Genomic DNA, 16,694 nt, shown 5'->3' with positions numbered 1-16,694 from the left:
ATTGGGATTATGCTAAGGCGTATTCGATAACTTTTTCTATTTTGAAACCGGACATTATTTCTTCTATTTCAGTTTTTAGCTGATCCATCATTTCGTAATCGACTAATGTATTTTTTTCAAATTTATCTACCATATCAAGAAAAATATTCCAATAATCGGAATTATCGTCGGGATGAGGAATATGTGCGGAAACTCCAAGCTCCTGCAGTCTTAGTGCAACATCTTCGCGGTCGTAACATTGTGTTCCTACCGTAAGAGAAGGAACCCGGTTCATAATAGGATAGTGGTACATGCCGGAACCGCATTGGTGGATAACCAGATTTGAAATTCCGCAGATGTAATTCAGTGGAAGCAATTTATTGTATAAAACTTCCTGTTTATATTTTTCGTTGACAGGATGATCGCAGGTTGTAATCACCGCATAATTTTTTTGAACAAAGAACTCAATATAATTTTCAATTGGTGTTTTGTCTATTGTACCCGTTGTGATAAATACAACGGATTTTTTTTCATTGATCTTTAAAAATTCATCTAGTCTTTCGCTTAAATTTTTTGAAGGCTTATCCATTACAATAAGAGGTCCAGAATAGAAATAAGAATCTTTGTTTTCTATATTTTCCGGCAACCGTTCGATGGAAGGTATTCCCGGGACGATTTTGGCTTTTGGCTTTGCATATTGCTGAAGAAAATACAGGTCAGATTCCATATTTGTTTCTGTTTCTGTTTCGTGAGAGCCAGAAAAACCATCAGATTTGCTGCTGTTATTTCCTTTTTCCAGAGAATGAACATGATTGGCATTTCTAAATCGCTTGTCGATGGATCTAAAAATTCCCGTCCTTTGAATTGAAATTCGAGGCAGATTATTTTTTTCAGCAATAAGAGGAGTAAAAAAAGAAGTATCTTCAATAATTACTGATGGTTTCACCATTTCATAGGCTTTTTTTTCCATTTCCAGCAATTGCCCTTTTATTTTCTCCGAGTTCTCGGGAATCAGTGGATTTTCTTCTAAACTATAATTTAGTGGTACACAGGCGACTCCCTGCATGGTTAGAAAATTTTGAGAACCGCTGTTTACTAAAAAATGATTTTTTATTCCGATGCTGCGTTTCAGGTATTTCTGCTGCAAAACATATAAGGGAATCAGGTGTGAAAGCCCTCCTGCGAAATAAGGAATGGTAAGAATATTCATCAGAATTAATTATAAATGTTAAAAAAGGAATGATGTTTTTTTGAATTTAATTAAATCTATACAGAGGTGTTGATGTTCAGCCAATTGCTGATGAATTCTATCTGCTCCTCCTTATGATTTGTAGAGAATAGGTTTATTCTCTGTTCAATATTTTCAATACAGTTTTGGCTGAAGATCTTGAAAGTGTCATTTCCTCCAAGATGATGATCCAGGCTCTCCAGATTGAAGAAAGGAATATCCCCTTTCAGCATTTGCTGCATTTCATGATTAAGAATGAATTTATAATTTTCACAATCTTCTTTTTGGTAAGCTTTCGACATCAGCTCATATAATTTAGATTCGTATGCTTCGAAACTTCTCATAAAAACAGAGCCTCTCATATATTTTAAAATCCTGAAGTACACAAATGTCGGTCGCCATACATACCTTATTTTTTGTTTTTTGAAAATCTGAATCGGAGAATCTGTAGACATCAGTTCATCTTTTGAAGATATAAACAGATCATAAGCTTTGGTAAAGCCTTCAACGAAAAAAGTTCGATAATCATCGGCAAATAGATGCTTGTCTTCGTAGAAAGGAATGTTTTCCTTGACCAGTTTTCTGAAAACAAAACGGGTATCTCTTTTAGAATCTATCGTATTGGGATGTATAACCTTTTTTTCCAGATCCATCACTTCGATATTGCCCTTAATGCCGTATCCTGCATATTCCGTTGGAACTCCGGTATCCTTATTAATAATGAGCATACTTTCCAATACAGAGAAAGGAGCTATTTTATGCTGCTCATCCCAGGTACGGATAGACTGCTGTGATAAAACCGGTTGAATAATCGTTTCATGATCTATAATGACAGGGTTTTTTCCTGATGCAATTACATTTTCATAATGACAATCTTTGCTTCCTAAAAGAAGAGTAACCGCTAAAAGGACTCCGGCTTTTTTATAATACTCCTGAAGGTCGGTGGCAGAGTCTGCAGGATGATGATCTGCAAATTCCAGCCAGCCATAATGTTCAAAATTTAGACATCTTAAAGTTTTTAGATTAAAATTTAATTTTTGATTTATCCAATCGATAAACACATTGTATGATTTGGCAGTATCAATATTTCTTGGTTTATAAATGAGTTTCGTATCATCGGATAATGTTACGGAAGCTGTACTTTCCCCACCATGTCCGTCACCAAGACTCAGATTGATGTCTTTAATGATAATATCACTGTCTAATGCTAAAGAAAATGTCTTTGAGATAAGATGAAGATCTTTGCTGAAATTTGAAAAAATATTTTGAATGTGGATGAGATAATTGTTGACAACCGTTTTTAAAATTTTATCTAAAACAGGATATTTTAAGGCTAATGTTGAATACATTGTTTCTACAAATTCACTGTAAATACTTAGGCCATTCTTTTTAAGCTCATTTAGTTCATCCTGTAATGTTACTTCTGCGACCATACTCATTTCATTCAAAAGTCCTGTATGAAGTTTGTTTACTAGTAAAACCGAAATATCTGTTTTTTTAAGTTCATTTACAAAACCTTCGGTATATGGTACCAGAACGTCTACAAAAGGTATATCTGCATGCTCATCTTTTATCAGATTTATTGTTGGATTATCCATTTTCAATTTGTGATTTTTAGGCATTAGTAATAGAATCAATAGATGATGTAATCTACTGACAGATAGAGTGAAAAGGATTTTTTATTTAAATCTTATTTTTCCAGTTCTTTTGAGCTTTGTCCTCTGCTTCTGAACAGCAGGAAAAGACAGATAACAAAAGTGATGATGTATAAAGTATCCATCCAAGGATCTTTCAATGTCATTGTGCGAAGATCGAGGTGCTTATATATTACAAAGCCTAAGATTATTGCAATAAGTCCTAAAACAGGTTTGAAGGCATTTTTATTCATGATTTCGGTATTATTTTTTTGTAAATATACAGTGAAAAAACTATCAAACAACCACTCAAAAGGGTGGTTGTTTGATTGATATAAAATTAAAAAAGGATCGTATTATCTTACCAGTGAGAAACCACCCAGCTCACACCAATACCTAGAGCAACACCTGCTACATAAGCTGCAGCGATAGGAGTAGCTCCTCCGGCGATCATTTCCAGCTGCTCTTCTGTTAATTCCAATTCATCCAAACTTACTTTTGTAGGAATATTTAAATAGATTACAGATTCATCTGTTTGGTCTTCAACGATAATTTTCTTATCTGTCGGTACAGCCTTTCCTGTAAGCTGCTCGATTGTAGAAGCAGGATTTTTAATTAACTGCTCTTTGAAAGAAGCACTTTCCCACGCTTTTTGTGCCAAGGTTTTTAAAAGCTCAGCCCCTTTTTCTTGTTGTTCTATTGTTAAGTTCATTGTTCTTATTTTTTTTAAATGATTAATTTTTTTAGTGGACGTTTTTTATTGGTGTGTTGCAGCCCATACTGCTACTCCAGCCATAAATCCGTAACCAACAGCGATGAATGTTGGCGTAAGTCCACCAGCTACCTGCTCAAGTTGCTCTTCGGTAAGCTCCAAAGTATCAAGATCCAGTTTTTTCGGGATGTTGAAATAAACTGTAGAATCATTTGATTGATCAACGACTACCAGCTTTTGGCCTTCCGGTAAGTTGATTTTATGACCTGTAAGTTTTTCCATTGCCTGTACAGGATTTGCAATTAATTCGTTTTTGAATTCAGCATCTTCCCATGCTTTTTGTACTACTTGAGCGTTCAGTTTTTGTTCTAGTGTTAATTCCATGTTTGTAATATTTTGTTGTTAGTTTTAAATTAAATTGTTGTTAAAATTGGGATAGTAGGAATGAAAGGTCCTGTTGTTCCGCCAGGGAAAGGAAAAGTAGTATCTCCACCTTTTGGAGGCCAGATTACATTTGCCCCACCAGAAACAGCTTCCAGTTGTTCTTCGCTTAGCTCTGCATCTACAGTGCTTTTAGCAGCGGGGATATTAATGTAAACCACAGACTCATCACTTTGATCTCTTACAACTAGTTTTTTACCTTCCGGTAAATTCAGTTTTTTCCCTGTGAATTTTTCGATAGTGGCAACAGGATTGTTTACAAGCTCATTTTTGAACTCTGCATCGTCCCATGCTTTTTGTACGATTTCTGCGTACATTTTTTGTTCTTGAGTGAATTCCATGTTTGTAATATTTTGTTAGTTTTATAAATTACATAGTTTCTGTAAAAATGATGGGTGGGAAAGGATTGAAAGGTCCTGTCGTTCCACCACCAGGGAAAGGATAATCTGGAAGGCATCCTCCCGGACCGATTCCTCCTGCTACTGCTTCCAGTTGTTCTTCGCTTAGTTCTGTATCTACAGAATTTTTAGGAGATGCCGGAAGATTGATGTATACGACAGATTCGTCGGTTTGATCTCTTACTACCAATCTCTTTCCTTCCGGTAAATTCAGTTTTTTGCCTGAGAATTTTTCGATAGTGGCAACAGGATTTTTTACAAGTTCATTTTTGAACTCCGCATCTTCCCATGCTTTTTGTACGATTTCAGCGTACATTTTTTGTTCTTGAGTGAATTCCATGTGTATTAATTTTTTTGTATTTGATTTTAAATTATTTTGGAGAAAAAAGGCTGAATGAGTATAAAAAATCAACAACATCCTTTACTGTTCCTATTGTTCCTCCCGAAACCATTTCCAGTTGACTTTCACTAAGTTCAACATCTTCATTTGGTTTTGCAGGAATATTGATGTAAATAGCAGAATTATCCATTTGATCTCTCACTACCAGTTTTTTACCTTCAGGTAAATCTAATTTTTTACCTGTGAATTTTTCAATAGCTTCAATCGGGTTGTGTATAAGCTCATTTTTGAACTCAGCGTCTTCCCATGCTTTTTGTACAATTTTAGCGTACATTTTTTGTTCTTGAGTAAATTCCATAATATTTGTTCCTTTGTGTTATAGTTTTATAAAATTTTGTATTGTAGGAAACAGAGTATCAACAATGTTGCTCATAATATTTTGTCCTCCTCCGGCAATGGCTTCCAATTGATCTTCGGAAAGTTCCATATTTTCTAAATCCGGTTCAGAAGGAATGTTTACGAAAATCTTAGAATTGTCAGATTGATCTGCTACCACCAACTCTTTTCCTTCCGGTAAGATGATTTTTGCTCCGGTGAAATTTTCAATTGCAGTTACCGGATTCTCAATTAATTCTTTTCTGAAGTTTTGGTCTTCCCAAGCTTTAGAGATCACTAATTGTAATACTTGTTGTGCAGTTTTTACTTCCATTGTTTCGTTGTTCTGTTGATGTAAAACTACGCAGAATATTCATGATAAATTTGCCAAAATTGCCGACAAGAGTGTCAATTTAAATTAGATTTTTTCATTCCCGATAAAGGCTACAGCAGCGTAAGAAGCCGATGTTTCCACGTTTCTTTCTACAAAATACATCTTGATTTCGCCCTTTCCTTTCACCTGTATGTTCCCTCTGTAGTGAAATGAAAAGTCTTTTTCATCTTTAATATGATCATATAAAAACTCGCTGATATTTACTTTCCCGATCATTCCGTTGCTCTCCATTCTGCTTGCTGTATTTACAGTGTCGCCCCAAACATCATACTGGAATTTTTTTACCCCAACAATTCCGGCAACAATCGGTCCTACATGAATTCCAAGACGCATTTCAAAAACAGGTTTATTGTCATTATTTTCCTGCTTTCTTTTAAGCATAAATTCCTGCATTTCGATTCCGGCCGAAACGATATTTTTTAAAGAGTCTTTGTGTGGCTGAGGAATTCCGCCTGCTGCCATATAAGAATCGCCGATGGTTTTTATCTTTTCAATCTTGTATTTTTCTGAAATATTATCAAATGCCTTAAAGCAGATATTAATTTCCTCAACCAATTCCTGAGGTGAAAGTTTTTCTGAAGTTTCTGTAAACGATTTAAAATCTGTAAATAAAATCGAAACCATGCTGAAATTTCTGGCATCAACATAGCCTTTTTGCTTTAATTCATCCGCAATTTCCTGTGGAAGGATATTCAATAACAATCTTTCAGAATTATCTTTTTCCACACGAATGGCTTCTCTGGATTTTTTCATGAAAGACAAACGGTTCAGTAAACCTGCTGCAATAATTAGAATAAATATTAAAGTAAGAATGATATAATTTTTCTGTCTTTCCTTTTTCTCAACTTCTTCTTTGTGTTTGGTTTCAATTAAATGTTCTTTTTTAACGAAAGAAATGCTGTCCAACAATTGTTTCTGTTGAAATTCCATGCTCATGATTTTGTTGGAAGTCTGCTCCGATTGTAAACTATCTTTGAAAGCCTGATTTTTTTCGTAATAATCCAGAGCTTTTTTATCGTTTCCTAATAATTTATAGGTTTTGTAGAGACAATCGCACGCATCTTTTTTTACACTCACAGCACCTAATTTTTCCGCCATTGAAAGGGCTGTTTCGCATTTTATTTGGGCTTCTTTGGCTTTGCCTTTTTGTAAAAAAATATTACCGATCGCGATTTGCGAGATACTTGTGTATTGAAGATTATTGATTTTTATCGCAGTATCTAAAGATTGATTGTAATAATTCTGAGCTTCTTCAAAATTGTTTTGCATTCTGAAAAGTTCTCCAAGATTGAATAAAACTTCCGTTATTTTCTGTTTATCGTTTAAAGATTTTGCAATGTTTAAGGATTTTAGAAAGTTATCATGAGCGTTTTTAAAAAAGTGTTGTTTCATGTAAATTTCACCAATTCCGTTGAGGTTTTGAGCCAAAGATTTATTATCCTTTAAGTTTTGATAAATAGCATTCGCCTTCTTGTAATACTTCATCGCATTGTTGAAATCTTTAATGTTCAAATAGATTCCACCAATATTCTGAGTTGTCGCCGCAATGATTTTCTGATCCCCAAGCTTCTCTTGAATCGCAACTGCTTTTTTATAATATTCCAACGCTTTAAGATGATTTCCCAGATAATAATGAATTGCTCCAATATTATTCATCGCAGAAGAAACGCCTTTAATATTGTTGATTTTTTGATAAACGACAGCACATTGATTAAAATAATTCATCGCCTCCAAGTATTTTCCTTGATAATAATACATGGTTCCGATCTTATTTAAAGCGTCTCCTATCCCTTTTTGGTTGTGATTTTCTTTGTAAATATCAAGGCTGTTTTCAAAAGAAATCAATGCTTCTGCATAATTTCCGGCATTTTGAAAGTCTTCACCTTGCTTATATATTTCATCTCCATTTTGTTTTTTATTTTGGACTAATTTTTTTGCCGGATCAGCACTTACCTGACCGAAAAATCCTAATTTCTGAGTTCCCAGAATCAGAAAAAAGATAAGCATTAAAAGTATCTGAAACTTTTTCATAATTGTTTTGTACTTTAAATTTTTAAACAAAAACGTATACATTCAAGGCTGAATATATACGTTGAGTTGTTTTTAGTAAATGGAATTTTTTTCATTAATTCCCACCAAATAAATCGCCATTCGAATTGCTTACAATAAGAATTACCGGTGGCGGATCAGCCTGTCCTGTACCTCCGGCTACGATATCCAATTGGTCTTCGTTCAGTTCCATGTCGTCCATATTAGGCTCTGCCGGTATATTAATGAATATTGTTGACGGATTGGATTGGTCAACCACAGCAATGTTTTTACCTTCAGGAATAATCATGGAACGGCCTAAAAAACTTTCGATCGTTTGTTTAGGATTTGCAATCAGATTCTGCTTGAATACAGGATCGTTCCACGCCTTCTGTACGATAGACTGTAGAACTTCTTGTTCACTCTTAGTGCTCATTATGCTAGTTTTTGGAGATATTTACATGTGTAAAATTACCCTAATAACGACTGACATACCCGCCAATTAATCTGATGAAAATTTTTAATTGGACTATTTTTTTAGTAAAAAATGACTTTTTAAACAAACCAATATTGAGCTTTTCAACAAAATAAACACCTCTTGTTTTAGCGGAACTTTGTCTCAATAAAAATCAGTAAATACAATGAAAAAAGTTTGGTTTATCACAGGAAGCTCAAAAGGATTAGGAAAAAGCCTTGTAGAAGCAGTTTTATTAAAAGGAGACAACGTTGTAGCGACAGCAAGAAATCCTCAACAATTGAATGATTTGGTTGAAAAATATCCGGAACAAATTCTTGCGCTGGAATTGGATGTTCAAAATAAAGAACAAATTTATTCAACAGTAGAAGAAGCTGTAAATCATTTTGGAAAAATTGATGTTTTAGTCAATAATGCAGGTTTCGGAATTACAGGTGCGGCAGAAGCATTTACCAACGAACAGGTAAGAAGCCAGCTTGAAGTCAATTTATATGCGCCAATTGAAGTTACAAGAGCCGTTTTGCCTTATATGAGAAAAGAAAGGTCAGGGAGTATATTGCAGATCAGCTCAATTGGAGGTAGAGTGGGGAATGCCGGACTTTCCATTTATCAGGCAGCGAAGTTTGGTTTGGCTGGTTTTTCTGAATCTTTAAGCAAAGAAGTTGCCCCGCTTGGAATAAAAGTTACCTGCATTGAACCGGGTGGCTTCCGTACAGAATGGGCAGGCTCTTCCATGAGTTTTGCCAAAGATATTGAAGGGTATGAATCGACTGTTGGTGGAATAAAAGAACATTTAACTTCAGGGAAATTCCTTCCGATGGGTGATCCTGAAAAAGCAGCAAAAGTAATGACAGAGCTTGTTGATAAAGAAAATCCACCATTACATTTGGTTTTGGGAAGTGAAGCAGCTGCAATTTTGAGAGCAACCGACGAACAAAGAAAACAAGAATTTGAAAAATGGCTGGATGTAACAATTTCTACAGATCATGATGAAGCAGTAAATTTTTTTGATTCGGAGTATGGTGAAAAATATTTAGCCAATAAAGGGTTGAATATGAAATAAATTTTAATATTGAGACTGTAAATATTGCAGTCTCATTTTAATTATCTTTGTACTACAATGAAATCTAAAAGAGAAGACTTCGGAAATATTGTTTATTCATGCTACAATCAGGTGAGTCGGCAGGGAGAACATTTTGTGTCTGATCATGTTTTGAGTTATCAGATTGCAGGTGATTTGGTGCTGAATGACGGTTTTAAAGATTATTCCGCAAAAGACGGATCGATTCGTTTTTTGAAGAGAAATCAGTTGTTAAAATTTACAAAACAACCACCTCCGGATGGAGATTTTAAATCGTTATCGATTTATTTGGATCAGCAGATTTTAAAGGATTTCAGTCTGGAATATGGAATTATTTCGGAGAAGAAACATTTTGATCAACCTTTATTAATGTTAACTGAAAATCCGGTTTTGCAGAATTTTATGCAGTCTTTACTAGTGTATCAATTTTCGGATAAATTATCGGATCCAAGATTGGTTGAAGTGAAAATAAAAGAAGTTTTAATCTTATTATTACAAGAAGAACCGGATTTAAAAGATATTTTATTCGATTTCAACGAACCCGGAAAGATTGATATCGAAGCTTTTATGAATAAAAATTATCATTTTAATGTTAATTTAGATCGTTTTGCGTATCTCACTGGAAGAAGTTTGGCAACTTTTAAAAGAGATTTCGAAAAAATATTTGGAAGTACACCTGGAAAATGGTTGCTTCAAAAAAGGTTGAAAGAAGCACATTATCTTTTAGAAAAAGGAAAAATGGCTTCGGATATTTATTTAGATCTTGGTTTTGAGGATCTTTCACACTTTTCATTTGCTTTCAAAAAGCAGTTCGGGATGTCGCCGAGCAAAATTATTTCAGCTTAAATTTATTGATGAAGAAGATTTTATATATTACTTTATTTTTTATTTCGAATGTCGTTTTTTCTCAGCTTAAAGGAAAAATTATAAAAATCAAAGATGGAGATACTGTGGTCATTTTATTATCAGACAAAACTCAGGAAACATTAAGATTGGCAGATGTTGATTGCCCTGAAAACAAACAGGCTTTCGGGAAAAATGCAAAACAATTTACAAGTTCGCAGGTTTTTGGTAAAAATGTAACTTTTTACAGAACCGGAAAAGACCGTTACAGAAGAACGATTGCGAAGATTTTTTATGATAAGGATAAATATTTATCCAAAGAAATTATAAAAGCAGGTTTCGGTTGGTGGTATTTTAAAGCATCAAAAAATACAGAGCTACAGAAATTTCAGGATGAAGCAAAAGCGAAAAATCTGGGACTTTGGGCAGATCAAAATGCGATGTCCCCGTGGGATTACAGAGCGAGTAAAAAGAAAAAGAAAAAAGAGGTTTCATAATTTGGAACCTCTTTTTCTTTATTTTATAGTATTTTATGAAGGTTAAATCGTTAATCCATGTGTATTTTTCACCTGAGCCATTACAAAAGTACTGTGCGTACTTCCGATTGACGGAACTGCTCCCAAAATGTTGAAAACAAAATTCTGATATTGCTTCATATCGCGAACATATACTTTTAGCAGAAAATCAAAATCTCCGGAAATACTGTAGCATTCGGCAACTTCTTCAATTTCTAAAATTTCCTGTTCAAATTCTACTGCAAGATAGCTGTCGTTACTTTTTAATTTCAACTGACAAAAAACTGTAAAACCAAGATTAAGTTTTTCAGCATCTAAAATAGCTGCATATTTTTTTACATATCCTTCTTGTTCAAGACGTTTTACTCGTTCGAAAACTGGTGATGGAGAGAGGTTTACTTCTTTCGCGAGTTCTTTTACGGTCAGTTTAGCATCTTTTTGAAGTAATCTAAGTAACTGCAAATCTTTATCATCGAGGTGCTCCATAGAATATTATTCTTTTAGGTGTTAGTATTTTGTCAAAGATACAGAATTATATTCTGTTTAATTTTTGTTTTAAAGGTTAATTTGCTTAATTTTTATATAATCGTTATTATTTTGTTCTTTATATCTATTTTTAAACAAGCAAAACGCAGAATGACAATGTTGTTTGGAATTAAATGAAATAAATAAAAAGTAAAAAGGGAATATTTTATAATAAGAGGTCACTCCTCGTAAAGGAGTGGTCTCTTTTTAAAGAACCCGCTCATAGCAATAAATTTAAAGTTTTACTTATTAAATAATCTTAGGGAAGGCAGCCGTACAGTGTATGGCTGCTTTTTTATTAATATGTTTATAAAATTACATTGATGTCATGTTTTGTGTATTTTTTATTAAGGTCTAAGTCTTTGTAAACCTTTATTTTATAATGATATTCAGAATAATATTCTACTAAGTATTAATTTTTATTAATGTTAAAGAATTATATCCTTTTTCGTGTGGTATTTGCAGATTAATTTTCTTATTTATTATCGAATTTTAATTGAATTATTCTTTCTGTTTATTTTTAGCCAAAATAATTAACTGCGATTTGAGAATTTGTGAATGAAGTTTATTGTTTTAATATAAAATTCAGATGTTAGTTGTGCCACGGAAGATTTTTATAGATAAACTTATTTTCAATTTATTTTTACAGTTTCCTATTTTATCAACGAAAATATGATTCATCAAAGTTGATATTTAAAATTTATGTTGTTGAACATAGAAGATTGTACCGGAAACAATGTTATTAAATTTTCTAATAAATAGATGTGGATCGAATGAAAATGATAAAAATGATAGGGTTTAATTTCTAAAATGAAGATACAGAATCTTTTACATTGTCGTAAAATATATATTCAGCAAAAAAATATGAATGATATTTTCAAATTAATAAAAAGAATTAAACTAAATTTTTGTGTATGAAGAAAATATCCCCCTTATTTTTACTCATTTTACTCTCGTTTTTCAACCAATTAAAATCACAAACGTATCAGCTTGCCGGAAATCCTGTGAATACAACGGGTTGGACGATGGTTGGCCCGACAACTGTAAATACTGATTTTATTCAACTGACTCCAGATGTAAATGATAATTCCGGATCCATTCGTTTAAATGAACAGATCAACTTAAAATATTGTGACAAATGGAGAGTGGAATTCGATATGAGAATGGATTCCAACCAAACCTATAATGGTGACGGTATTGCATTTTGGTATCTTGCTAATCCTCCGATTGCCAGTGTTTTGGGATCGGGAATTGGGGTTTCTCAAAATGCAGTAGGTTTTATTGTAGGATTTGATACGTATAATAATGCTACCGGAAGTTCAGGAATGAGCAAAGTGCATGTCGCATATGGACAGGTTCCTAATACAACCGATACCAATAATGTTGAATTTTTCAACGTTCCCGGAAGTTCTTTTCACTCACCGGATCTGAATGCAACAATTCCGTTTCAGGGAACAACTTACAAGCATGTAGAAGTAAGTGCAGAAGTAGATCCTGCAGCTCCGGCAAACTGGATTGTGAAAATTTCCATTAATGGGACAGTAATTTGTAATAACATTTCTTTCGCACCATCGGGTGCAGCAGCCGGGATGACGATCGGATATTTTGGTTTCTCTGCTTCTACAGGAGGTGCGAGATCGAGACATTCTATTAAAAATGTAAAAGTTTTTGTAGATAAAATCCCTTTATTAGAAAGTGCAATTAATAAAAGTATCTGTCCGGATTTGGCAGGGATGGTAACAGTTGATTTAACGACTTATAATTCTCAACTTACTACAAACCCGAACAATTACAATTTCAGCTATTATATTACAGGAAGTGGAACTCCAATTGCGAATCCAACGAATTTTCAGTATAATTCAGATACCAATATTTCTGTTGTAATTAAAGATCCTACGCAGGTTTTATGTGATAATAATGATGCAACAATCACCTTGAAGGTGGCCCCAACAGTGACGGTAAATGACGCTACTCTAAGGGAATGTTTTATTGAAACAAAACCTTCAACAGCACTTTTCAACCTTACAACAGCTGCAGTAACGGGAATGACGGGAGTAACGAAAGAATATTATCCATCATTAACGGATGCTCAGAATCAAACCAATCCAATTGCAAATCCTTCAAGTTATATTGCTCCAACAGGTGTTGCGTACATCAGAGTGAGTAATACTTTCGGATGTTTTGCCATTGCTAAAGTAATATTACAAGTCATTCCACCTGTTTTCTCAAAGGTTTTGGTGGATAAAATTATTTGTATTGAAGACAAGACGACATTGGATGCCGGTTCTGGCTTTACAAGTTATGAGTGGAGTACAGGCGCAACAAGTCAGGTGATTACAAATGTTGGAGTAGGAACATATTGGGTTAAATTAAAAACCGGAAATTGCGTTGCAACCCAATCTGTAAAAATTTATCCATCCGAACAGCCGGTGATTGCAAGCGTTGATATTGCAAGTACAACGGTTACGGTTCAAACGGTAGGAGGTACTGCTCCTTATCAATATTCAATGGATGGAATTCATTGGCAGGACTCGAATGTTTTCACAAACGTACCGAGAGGAGACGCTCAGATTTTTGTAAAAGATGATTATAATTGCGATCCTATCACAATCACGATTGTTGTTCCGAATTTAATTAATGTGATTACTCCAAACGGAGACGGGGTGAATGATTTTATTGATTATTCAGCATTGGCAAGTAAGCAAAACCTTGTATTCAATGTGTTTGATAGATACGGAGCGCAGATTCATAAAGCTGATAAAACCAATAATTACAGATGGGATGGAACAGTCGGTGGAAGAAAAATTTCCACAGGAAGCTACTGGTATTCAGTTTCATGGAACGAGAATGACAAGAAAAGCACGCCAATTAAATATTCTGATTGGATTTTGGTGAAAAACAGAGATTAGAGAAGATTTAAATTTTTAATATTAGTATCAATTAATTAGTCATTAGATTAATAATTTTGCTGGAGGCAACTGCATTTTGTGGTTGCCTTTTTATTGATATTGATATAAAAAAATAAACCACCGATGCGGTGGTTTGTTTTTGTGGAGTTGGAGGGATTCGAACCCTCGTCCAAACAAGCAATACATAAGCTTTCTACATGCTTATTCTGCTATTGGTTTTCGACTAGAGGCAGAGAGCAGACGCCCAACTTCCAGCTTATCTTCTAAATTTTCGTGTTTTGGCCGAAGCTTCCAAAACCTTATTTCTGCATTCCTATATCCCAGGATCAAACGCCGCAGAACAGAGCATTTGTGGAATATCTTGCTTCCCTACTGAAATCTTCGGGAAAACGCTTGATCTACTATACTTCGATATTAAGCTGCAAGAGCGAACTCTTCGTTGCCAGTTAAAATTTTGTAGCAAGGGATTATAGAGATCGCGCTACGGTTCTCTGCATGCTTACTTACCCATTGACCTTGCTGTCGAAACCAGTCAACCCCATAAATAAAGTGAATGCAAAGATAATACTTTTGTTCAAATACCATTAATATAGATGAGCCCTTTTTAATTAATTTTTTTATTAGGAGCTTAATCCCGCTTTCTGCTATATCTTTTGTGTTACGGGCTACGCTACGCTCCGCCCGCAACACAAAAGGATGCCGCGCCAATCGGGGCTAGGGTGGAGATCATTAATTGAAATATTTGAAAAAATCAAGAAAATCTATTCATTTTCAATACACCAGAAAGTAGAAATAATAGTCTCAGATTGTACTTTTATAATTCAAAATTAAGTAATTTATCGTGATTAATTTTGTAGTTCAATAAAAAATCCCTAGTTTTGCAATCCAAAATGAGATGTAAAATATGTTAATAATTCCAGTAAAAGACGGAGAGTCTATCGACAGAGCATTAAAGAAATATAAAAGAAAATTTGATAAAACTGGTACAGTTCGTCAACTAAGAGCTAGACAACAGTTTATTAAGCCTTCTGTAACTTTAAGACAAGCTAGATTAAAAGCTGCTCACAAGCAAAGAAATCTTAGCAAAGAAGAACAGGCTTAAGAAATTTTTCTTAAACACATACTAAATTCACTCTTTAAATAGTTATATTTGAAGAGTGAATTTTTATTTTTATACCTAGACTGTCTTGTGATCTAATTTGTTTATTGTGTAAACACAGCATATTTAGTTAATATAGCCAGATTGACCTTGAAAAGGTGTTTTAAAACAAACTTAGCAGTCTTTGTATTAAAATAATTCAAGCACAAACAATATTCAAAAATAACATGCTAGATAAATTTTTAGAATATTTACAATTCGAAAAGAGGTATTCACCTCACACCATTACAAGCTACAGAAAAGACCTTGAGGACTTTTCCCATTTCTATCTTAGAACAGAATCTTCAGAAGATATTTCCAAAGCCGATAAAAAAATCATCCGAAATTTCATTGTTGATTTAAGCGAAAATGACATTTCCAAACGAAGTATCAATCGCAAATTGTCTTCACTTCGTAGTTTTTATCTTTTCCTTTTAAAGATCGGTGAAATAAAAGTTTCACCAACTGAAAGTATTTCTTCGTTAAAATTTTATCCTGAAAAGCAAATTCCAATGTCTCAAGATGAAATGCAAAAGCTTAATGATCAGGTTTTTGAACAAATCACGGATGTCCTCGATCACTGTATCGTGGAGGTTTTATACCAAACCGGAATCCGAAAGGCAGAGCTTTGTGGTATGACTTTTGAGAATGTAAACTTAGGCGGAAACGAACTAAAAATAATAGGAAAGGGGAATAAAGAAAGATATATCCCAATCTCCGAAGATTTGTCGGTTCTGCTTAGAAGTTATTCGGAAATAAGGAACCCACAGACAGAATATCAATCCTATTTTTTTGTCAACAAGAAAGGCAAAAAACTCACTGAAAAATTTGTTTATGTGGTAGTTAATAAGTACCTTAGTCTTATAACAACGAAAGAAAAAAGAAGTCCTCACATCCTTCGTCATAGCTTTGCTACACACGTTTTGGATAATGGGGCGGAGATCTCCAAAGTAAAAAAAATATTAGGGCATTCCAGTCTTGCAAGTACTCAAGTCTATACGAATGCTAATATTGAACAATTGAAAAAAGTGTTTAATCAGGCTCATCCAAGAGCGTCTAAAAAAGAAGAATTATGAAGATCACAGTACAATCAATTGGTTTAACTCCACACGAACCACTAGAATCACACATTGAAAAAAAAGTAAGCAAATTGGATACATTTTATGATAAAATTGTAGAGTGTAAAATATTTTTAAAAGTAGAAAATAACTCGGATAAAGCAAACAAAACTGCCGAAGTTATATTGGCGGTTCCGGGAGACGATATCGTAGTAAAGAAGACAACTACAAGTTTTGAAGAAAGTTTAGACCTATGCGTTGATACTGCTAAAAAGCTACTAATCAAGAAAAAAGAGATGGCATAGAAAAAAAAGATAAAAAAAGTCATTAAAAAATTTGAGAATTCAAAAAAACCGTTCTATATTTGCACTCGCAAAAAGGGAACAGCGTTCTTTTGAATTCTTTTTGATTTAAAGGCTTCCATAGCTCAGTTGGCCAGAGCACGTGATTTGTAATCTCGGGGTCGTGGGTTCGAATCCCTCTGGAAGCTCATTTTAAGATAAAAAACCTGGGGAGATTCCAGAGTGGCTAAATGGGACTGACTGTAACTCAGTTGCTTCGGCTTCGTAGGTTCGAATCCTGCTCTCCCCACAGTTTTTTTATTAAAAAAAGACTTGCAGG

Annotated in this window: 19 protein-coding genes, 2 tRNA genes and 1 other RNA gene; 9 read left to right on the top strand and 13 right to left on the bottom strand. The window is 34.1% G+C overall.

The features are described 5' to 3' along the window. Nucleotides 1–7: 7 nt before the first annotated feature. The 11 genes from ACKX2A_RS08880 to ACKX2A_RS08830 all read right to left on the bottom strand — a co-directional run bounded on the left by ACKX2A_RS08880 (nt 8) and on the right by ACKX2A_RS08830 (nt 7,965). Complete coding sequence (locus tag ACKX2A_RS08880; RefSeq protein WP_415328999.1) at nt 8–1,189, bottom strand: hypothetical protein; 1,182 nt, start codon at nt 1,187–1,189, stop codon at nt 8–10. Nucleotides 1,190–1,245: 56 nt separating this feature from the next. Beyond that, nucleotides 1,246–2,805 (bottom strand): type 2 lanthipeptide synthetase LanM, encoded by a 1,560-nt coding sequence (locus ACKX2A_RS08875; RefSeq protein WP_415328998.1) that lies wholly within the window; start codon nt 2,803–2,805, stop codon nt 1,246–1,248. A 92-nt stretch (nt 2,806–2,897) separates the two neighbouring features. Beyond that, entirely contained in the window at nt 2,898–3,095 is a 198-nt protein-coding gene (locus ACKX2A_RS08870; RefSeq protein ID WP_415328997.1) for a hypothetical protein, read from the bottom strand. A gap of 107 nt (nt 3,096–3,202) precedes the next feature. After that, a complete protein-coding gene (locus ACKX2A_RS08865) occupies nt 3,203–3,553 on the bottom strand; it encodes a class IIb bacteriocin, lactobin A/cerein 7B family (protein WP_066440811.1) in 351 nt (116 codons plus the stop codon). 45 nt (nt 3,554–3,598) lie between these two features. Next, on the bottom strand, nt 3,599–3,937 hold the full coding sequence (locus ACKX2A_RS08860; RefSeq protein ID WP_415328996.1) for a class IIb bacteriocin, lactobin A/cerein 7B family: 339 nt from the start codon (nt 3,935–3,937) through the stop codon (nt 3,599–3,601). Nucleotides 3,938–3,966: 29 nt separating this feature from the next. Then, a complete protein-coding gene (locus tag ACKX2A_RS08855) occupies nt 3,967–4,335 on the bottom strand; it encodes an NHLP leader peptide family RiPP precursor (RefSeq protein ID WP_415328995.1) in 369 nt (122 codons plus the stop codon). A gap of 28 nt (nt 4,336–4,363) precedes the next feature. Then, nucleotides 4,364–4,732, bottom strand: coding sequence for an NHLP leader peptide family RiPP precursor (locus tag ACKX2A_RS08850; protein WP_415328994.1), 369 nt, complete (start codon nt 4,730–4,732; stop codon nt 4,364–4,366). A 31-nt stretch (nt 4,733–4,763) separates the two neighbouring features. Continuing rightward, nucleotides 4,764–5,090 carry an NHLP leader peptide family RiPP precursor gene (locus ACKX2A_RS08845; RefSeq protein ID WP_415328993.1) on the bottom strand — a complete coding sequence of 109 codons (327 nt, stop codon included), beginning with the start codon at nt 5,088–5,090 and terminating at the stop codon, nt 4,764–4,766. Nucleotides 5,091–5,108: 18 nt separating this feature from the next. After that, nucleotides 5,109–5,441: an NHLP leader peptide family RiPP precursor gene (locus ACKX2A_RS08840; protein ID WP_415328992.1), complete on the bottom strand. Its 333-nt coding sequence runs from the start codon at nt 5,439–5,441 to the stop codon at nt 5,109–5,111. 84 nt (nt 5,442–5,525) lie between these two features. Continuing rightward, complete coding sequence (locus ACKX2A_RS08835; RefSeq protein WP_415328991.1) at nt 5,526–7,532, bottom strand: adenylate/guanylate cyclase domain-containing protein; 2,007 nt, start codon at nt 7,530–7,532, stop codon at nt 5,526–5,528. 94 nt (nt 7,533–7,626) lie between these two features. After that, nucleotides 7,627–7,965, bottom strand: a complete 339-nt coding sequence (locus ACKX2A_RS08830; RefSeq protein WP_415328990.1) for an NHLP leader peptide family RiPP precursor — start codon at nt 7,963–7,965, stop codon at nt 7,627–7,629. Nucleotides 7,966–8,170: 205 nt separating this feature from the next. Between ACKX2A_RS08830 and ACKX2A_RS08825 the strand changes: the two genes are divergently transcribed. Genes ACKX2A_RS08825 through ACKX2A_RS08815 form a run of 3 tightly spaced genes read left to right on the top strand, consistent with a single transcriptional unit; the run spans nt 8,171 to nt 10,425 of the window. Then, on the top strand, nt 8,171–9,067 hold the full coding sequence (locus ACKX2A_RS08825; protein WP_415328989.1) for an oxidoreductase: 897 nt from the start codon (nt 8,171–8,173) through the stop codon (nt 9,065–9,067). A 57-nt stretch (nt 9,068–9,124) separates the two neighbouring features. Beyond that, the gene (locus ACKX2A_RS08820; RefSeq protein WP_415328988.1) at nt 9,125–9,931 is read left to right on the top strand and encodes an AraC family transcriptional regulator; all 807 of its coding nucleotides are present in this window, start codon (nt 9,125–9,127) and stop codon (nt 9,929–9,931) included. A gap of 8 nt (nt 9,932–9,939) precedes the next feature. Then, nucleotides 9,940–10,425 (top strand): thermonuclease family protein, encoded by a 486-nt coding sequence (locus ACKX2A_RS08815; RefSeq protein WP_415328987.1) that lies wholly within the window; start codon nt 9,940–9,942, stop codon nt 10,423–10,425. A gap of 42 nt (nt 10,426–10,467) precedes the next feature. Here ACKX2A_RS08815 and ACKX2A_RS08810 read toward each other — a convergent pair whose 3' ends face one another. Next, on the bottom strand, nt 10,468–10,929 hold the full coding sequence (locus ACKX2A_RS08810; protein WP_415328986.1) for an Lrp/AsnC family transcriptional regulator: 462 nt from the start codon (nt 10,927–10,929) through the stop codon (nt 10,468–10,470). 953 nt (nt 10,930–11,882) lie between these two features. On the opposite strand from ACKX2A_RS08810, the gene ACKX2A_RS08805 reads away from it, so the two are divergent. Then, nucleotides 11,883–13,877 (top strand): T9SS type B sorting domain-containing protein, encoded by a 1,995-nt coding sequence (locus ACKX2A_RS08805; protein WP_415328985.1) that lies wholly within the window; start codon nt 11,883–11,885, stop codon nt 13,875–13,877. 139 nt (nt 13,878–14,016) lie between these two features. On the opposite strand, the gene ssrA is transcribed toward ACKX2A_RS08805, so the two are convergent. Continuing rightward, nucleotides 14,017–14,417: a transfer-messenger RNA gene (gene ssrA, locus ACKX2A_RS08800) on the bottom strand. Between the two features lie 364 nt (nt 14,418–14,781). Between ssrA and rpsU the strand changes: the two genes are divergently transcribed. The 5 genes from rpsU to ACKX2A_RS08775 all read left to right on the top strand — a co-directional run bounded on the left by rpsU (nt 14,782) and on the right by ACKX2A_RS08775 (nt 16,664). Beyond that, nucleotides 14,782–14,979, top strand: coding sequence for a 30S ribosomal protein S21 (gene rpsU, locus ACKX2A_RS08795; RefSeq protein ID WP_062697349.1), 198 nt, complete (start codon nt 14,782–14,784; stop codon nt 14,977–14,979). 224 nt (nt 14,980–15,203) lie between these two features. Then, nucleotides 15,204–16,091 carry a tyrosine-type recombinase/integrase gene (locus ACKX2A_RS08790; RefSeq protein WP_415328984.1) on the top strand — a complete coding sequence of 296 codons (888 nt, stop codon included), beginning with the start codon at nt 15,204–15,206 and terminating at the stop codon, nt 16,089–16,091. Further along, nucleotides 16,088–16,378 carry an HPF/RaiA family ribosome-associated protein gene (locus ACKX2A_RS08785; protein ID WP_039365235.1) on the top strand — a complete coding sequence of 97 codons (291 nt, stop codon included), beginning with the start codon at nt 16,088–16,090 and terminating at the stop codon, nt 16,376–16,378. Before ACKX2A_RS08790 ends, ACKX2A_RS08785 begins: the two co-directional genes overlap by 4 nt. A 111-nt stretch (nt 16,379–16,489) precedes the next feature. Next, nucleotides 16,490–16,563, top strand: a tRNA-Thr gene (locus ACKX2A_RS08780). Nucleotides 16,564–16,583: 20 nt separating this feature from the next. Then, nucleotides 16,584–16,664, top strand: a tRNA-Tyr gene (locus ACKX2A_RS08775). The last annotated feature ends 30 nt before the right edge of the window (nt 16,665–16,694 follow it).

Source organism: Chryseobacterium sp. MMS23-Vi53, assembly GCF_047651245.1.
Lineage (GTDB): Bacteria > Bacteroidota > Bacteroidia > Flavobacteriales > Weeksellaceae > Chryseobacterium.
The sequence above is the reverse complement of the archived record's forward strand: the minus strand, read 5'-3'. Positions and strand labels throughout refer to the sequence as shown.

Excerpts from the sequence above, each read along its gene's own strand:
- ACKX2A_RS08880 (WP_415328999.1), bottom strand. The coding sequence starts at position 1,189 with ATGAATATTCTTACCATTCCTTATTTCGCAGGAGGGCTTTCACACCTG.
- ACKX2A_RS08875 (WP_415328998.1), bottom strand. The coding sequence starts at position 2,805 with ATGGATAATCCAACAATAAATCTGATAAAAGATGAGCATGCAGATATA.
- ACKX2A_RS08870 (WP_415328997.1), bottom strand. The coding sequence starts at position 3,095 with ATGAATAAAAATGCCTTCAAACCTGTTTTAGGACTTATTGCAATAATC.
- ACKX2A_RS08865 (WP_066440811.1), bottom strand. The coding sequence starts at position 3,553 with ATGAACTTAACAATAGAACAACAAGAAAAAGGGGCTGAGCTTTTAAAA.
- ACKX2A_RS08860 (WP_415328996.1), bottom strand. The coding sequence starts at position 3,937 with ATGGAATTAACACTAGAACAAAAACTGAACGCTCAAGTAGTACAAAAA.
- ACKX2A_RS08855 (WP_415328995.1), bottom strand. The coding sequence starts at position 4,335 with ATGGAATTCACTCAAGAACAAAAAATGTACGCAGAAATCGTACAAAAA.
- ACKX2A_RS08850 (WP_415328994.1), bottom strand. The coding sequence starts at position 4,732 with ATGGAATTCACTCAAGAACAAAAAATGTACGCTGAAATCGTACAAAAA.
- ACKX2A_RS08845 (WP_415328993.1), bottom strand. The coding sequence starts at position 5,090 with ATGGAATTTACTCAAGAACAAAAAATGTACGCTAAAATTGTACAAAAA.
- ACKX2A_RS08840 (WP_415328992.1), bottom strand. The coding sequence starts at position 5,441 with ATGGAAGTAAAAACTGCACAACAAGTATTACAATTAGTGATCTCTAAA.
- ACKX2A_RS08835 (WP_415328991.1), bottom strand. The coding sequence starts at position 7,532 with ATGAAAAAGTTTCAGATACTTTTAATGCTTATCTTTTTTCTGATTCTG.
- ACKX2A_RS08830 (WP_415328990.1), bottom strand. The coding sequence starts at position 7,965 with ATGAGCACTAAGAGTGAACAAGAAGTTCTACAGTCTATCGTACAGAAG.
- ACKX2A_RS08825 (WP_415328989.1), top strand. The coding sequence starts at position 8,171 with ATGAAAAAAGTTTGGTTTATCACAGGAAGCTCAAAAGGATTAGGAAAA.
- ACKX2A_RS08820 (WP_415328988.1), top strand. The coding sequence starts at position 9,125 with ATGAAATCTAAAAGAGAAGACTTCGGAAATATTGTTTATTCATGCTAC.
- ACKX2A_RS08815 (WP_415328987.1), top strand. The coding sequence starts at position 9,940 with ATGAAGAAGATTTTATATATTACTTTATTTTTTATTTCGAATGTCGTT.
- ACKX2A_RS08810 (WP_415328986.1), bottom strand. The coding sequence starts at position 10,929 with ATGGAGCACCTCGATGATAAAGATTTGCAGTTACTTAGATTACTTCAA.
- ACKX2A_RS08805 (WP_415328985.1), top strand. The coding sequence starts at position 11,883 with ATGAAGAAAATATCCCCCTTATTTTTACTCATTTTACTCTCGTTTTTC.
- rpsU (WP_062697349.1), top strand. The coding sequence starts at position 14,782 with ATGTTAATAATTCCAGTAAAAGACGGAGAGTCTATCGACAGAGCATTA.
- ACKX2A_RS08790 (WP_415328984.1), top strand. The coding sequence starts at position 15,204 with ATGCTAGATAAATTTTTAGAATATTTACAATTCGAAAAGAGGTATTCA.
- ACKX2A_RS08785 (WP_039365235.1), top strand. The coding sequence starts at position 16,088 with ATGAAGATCACAGTACAATCAATTGGTTTAACTCCACACGAACCACTA.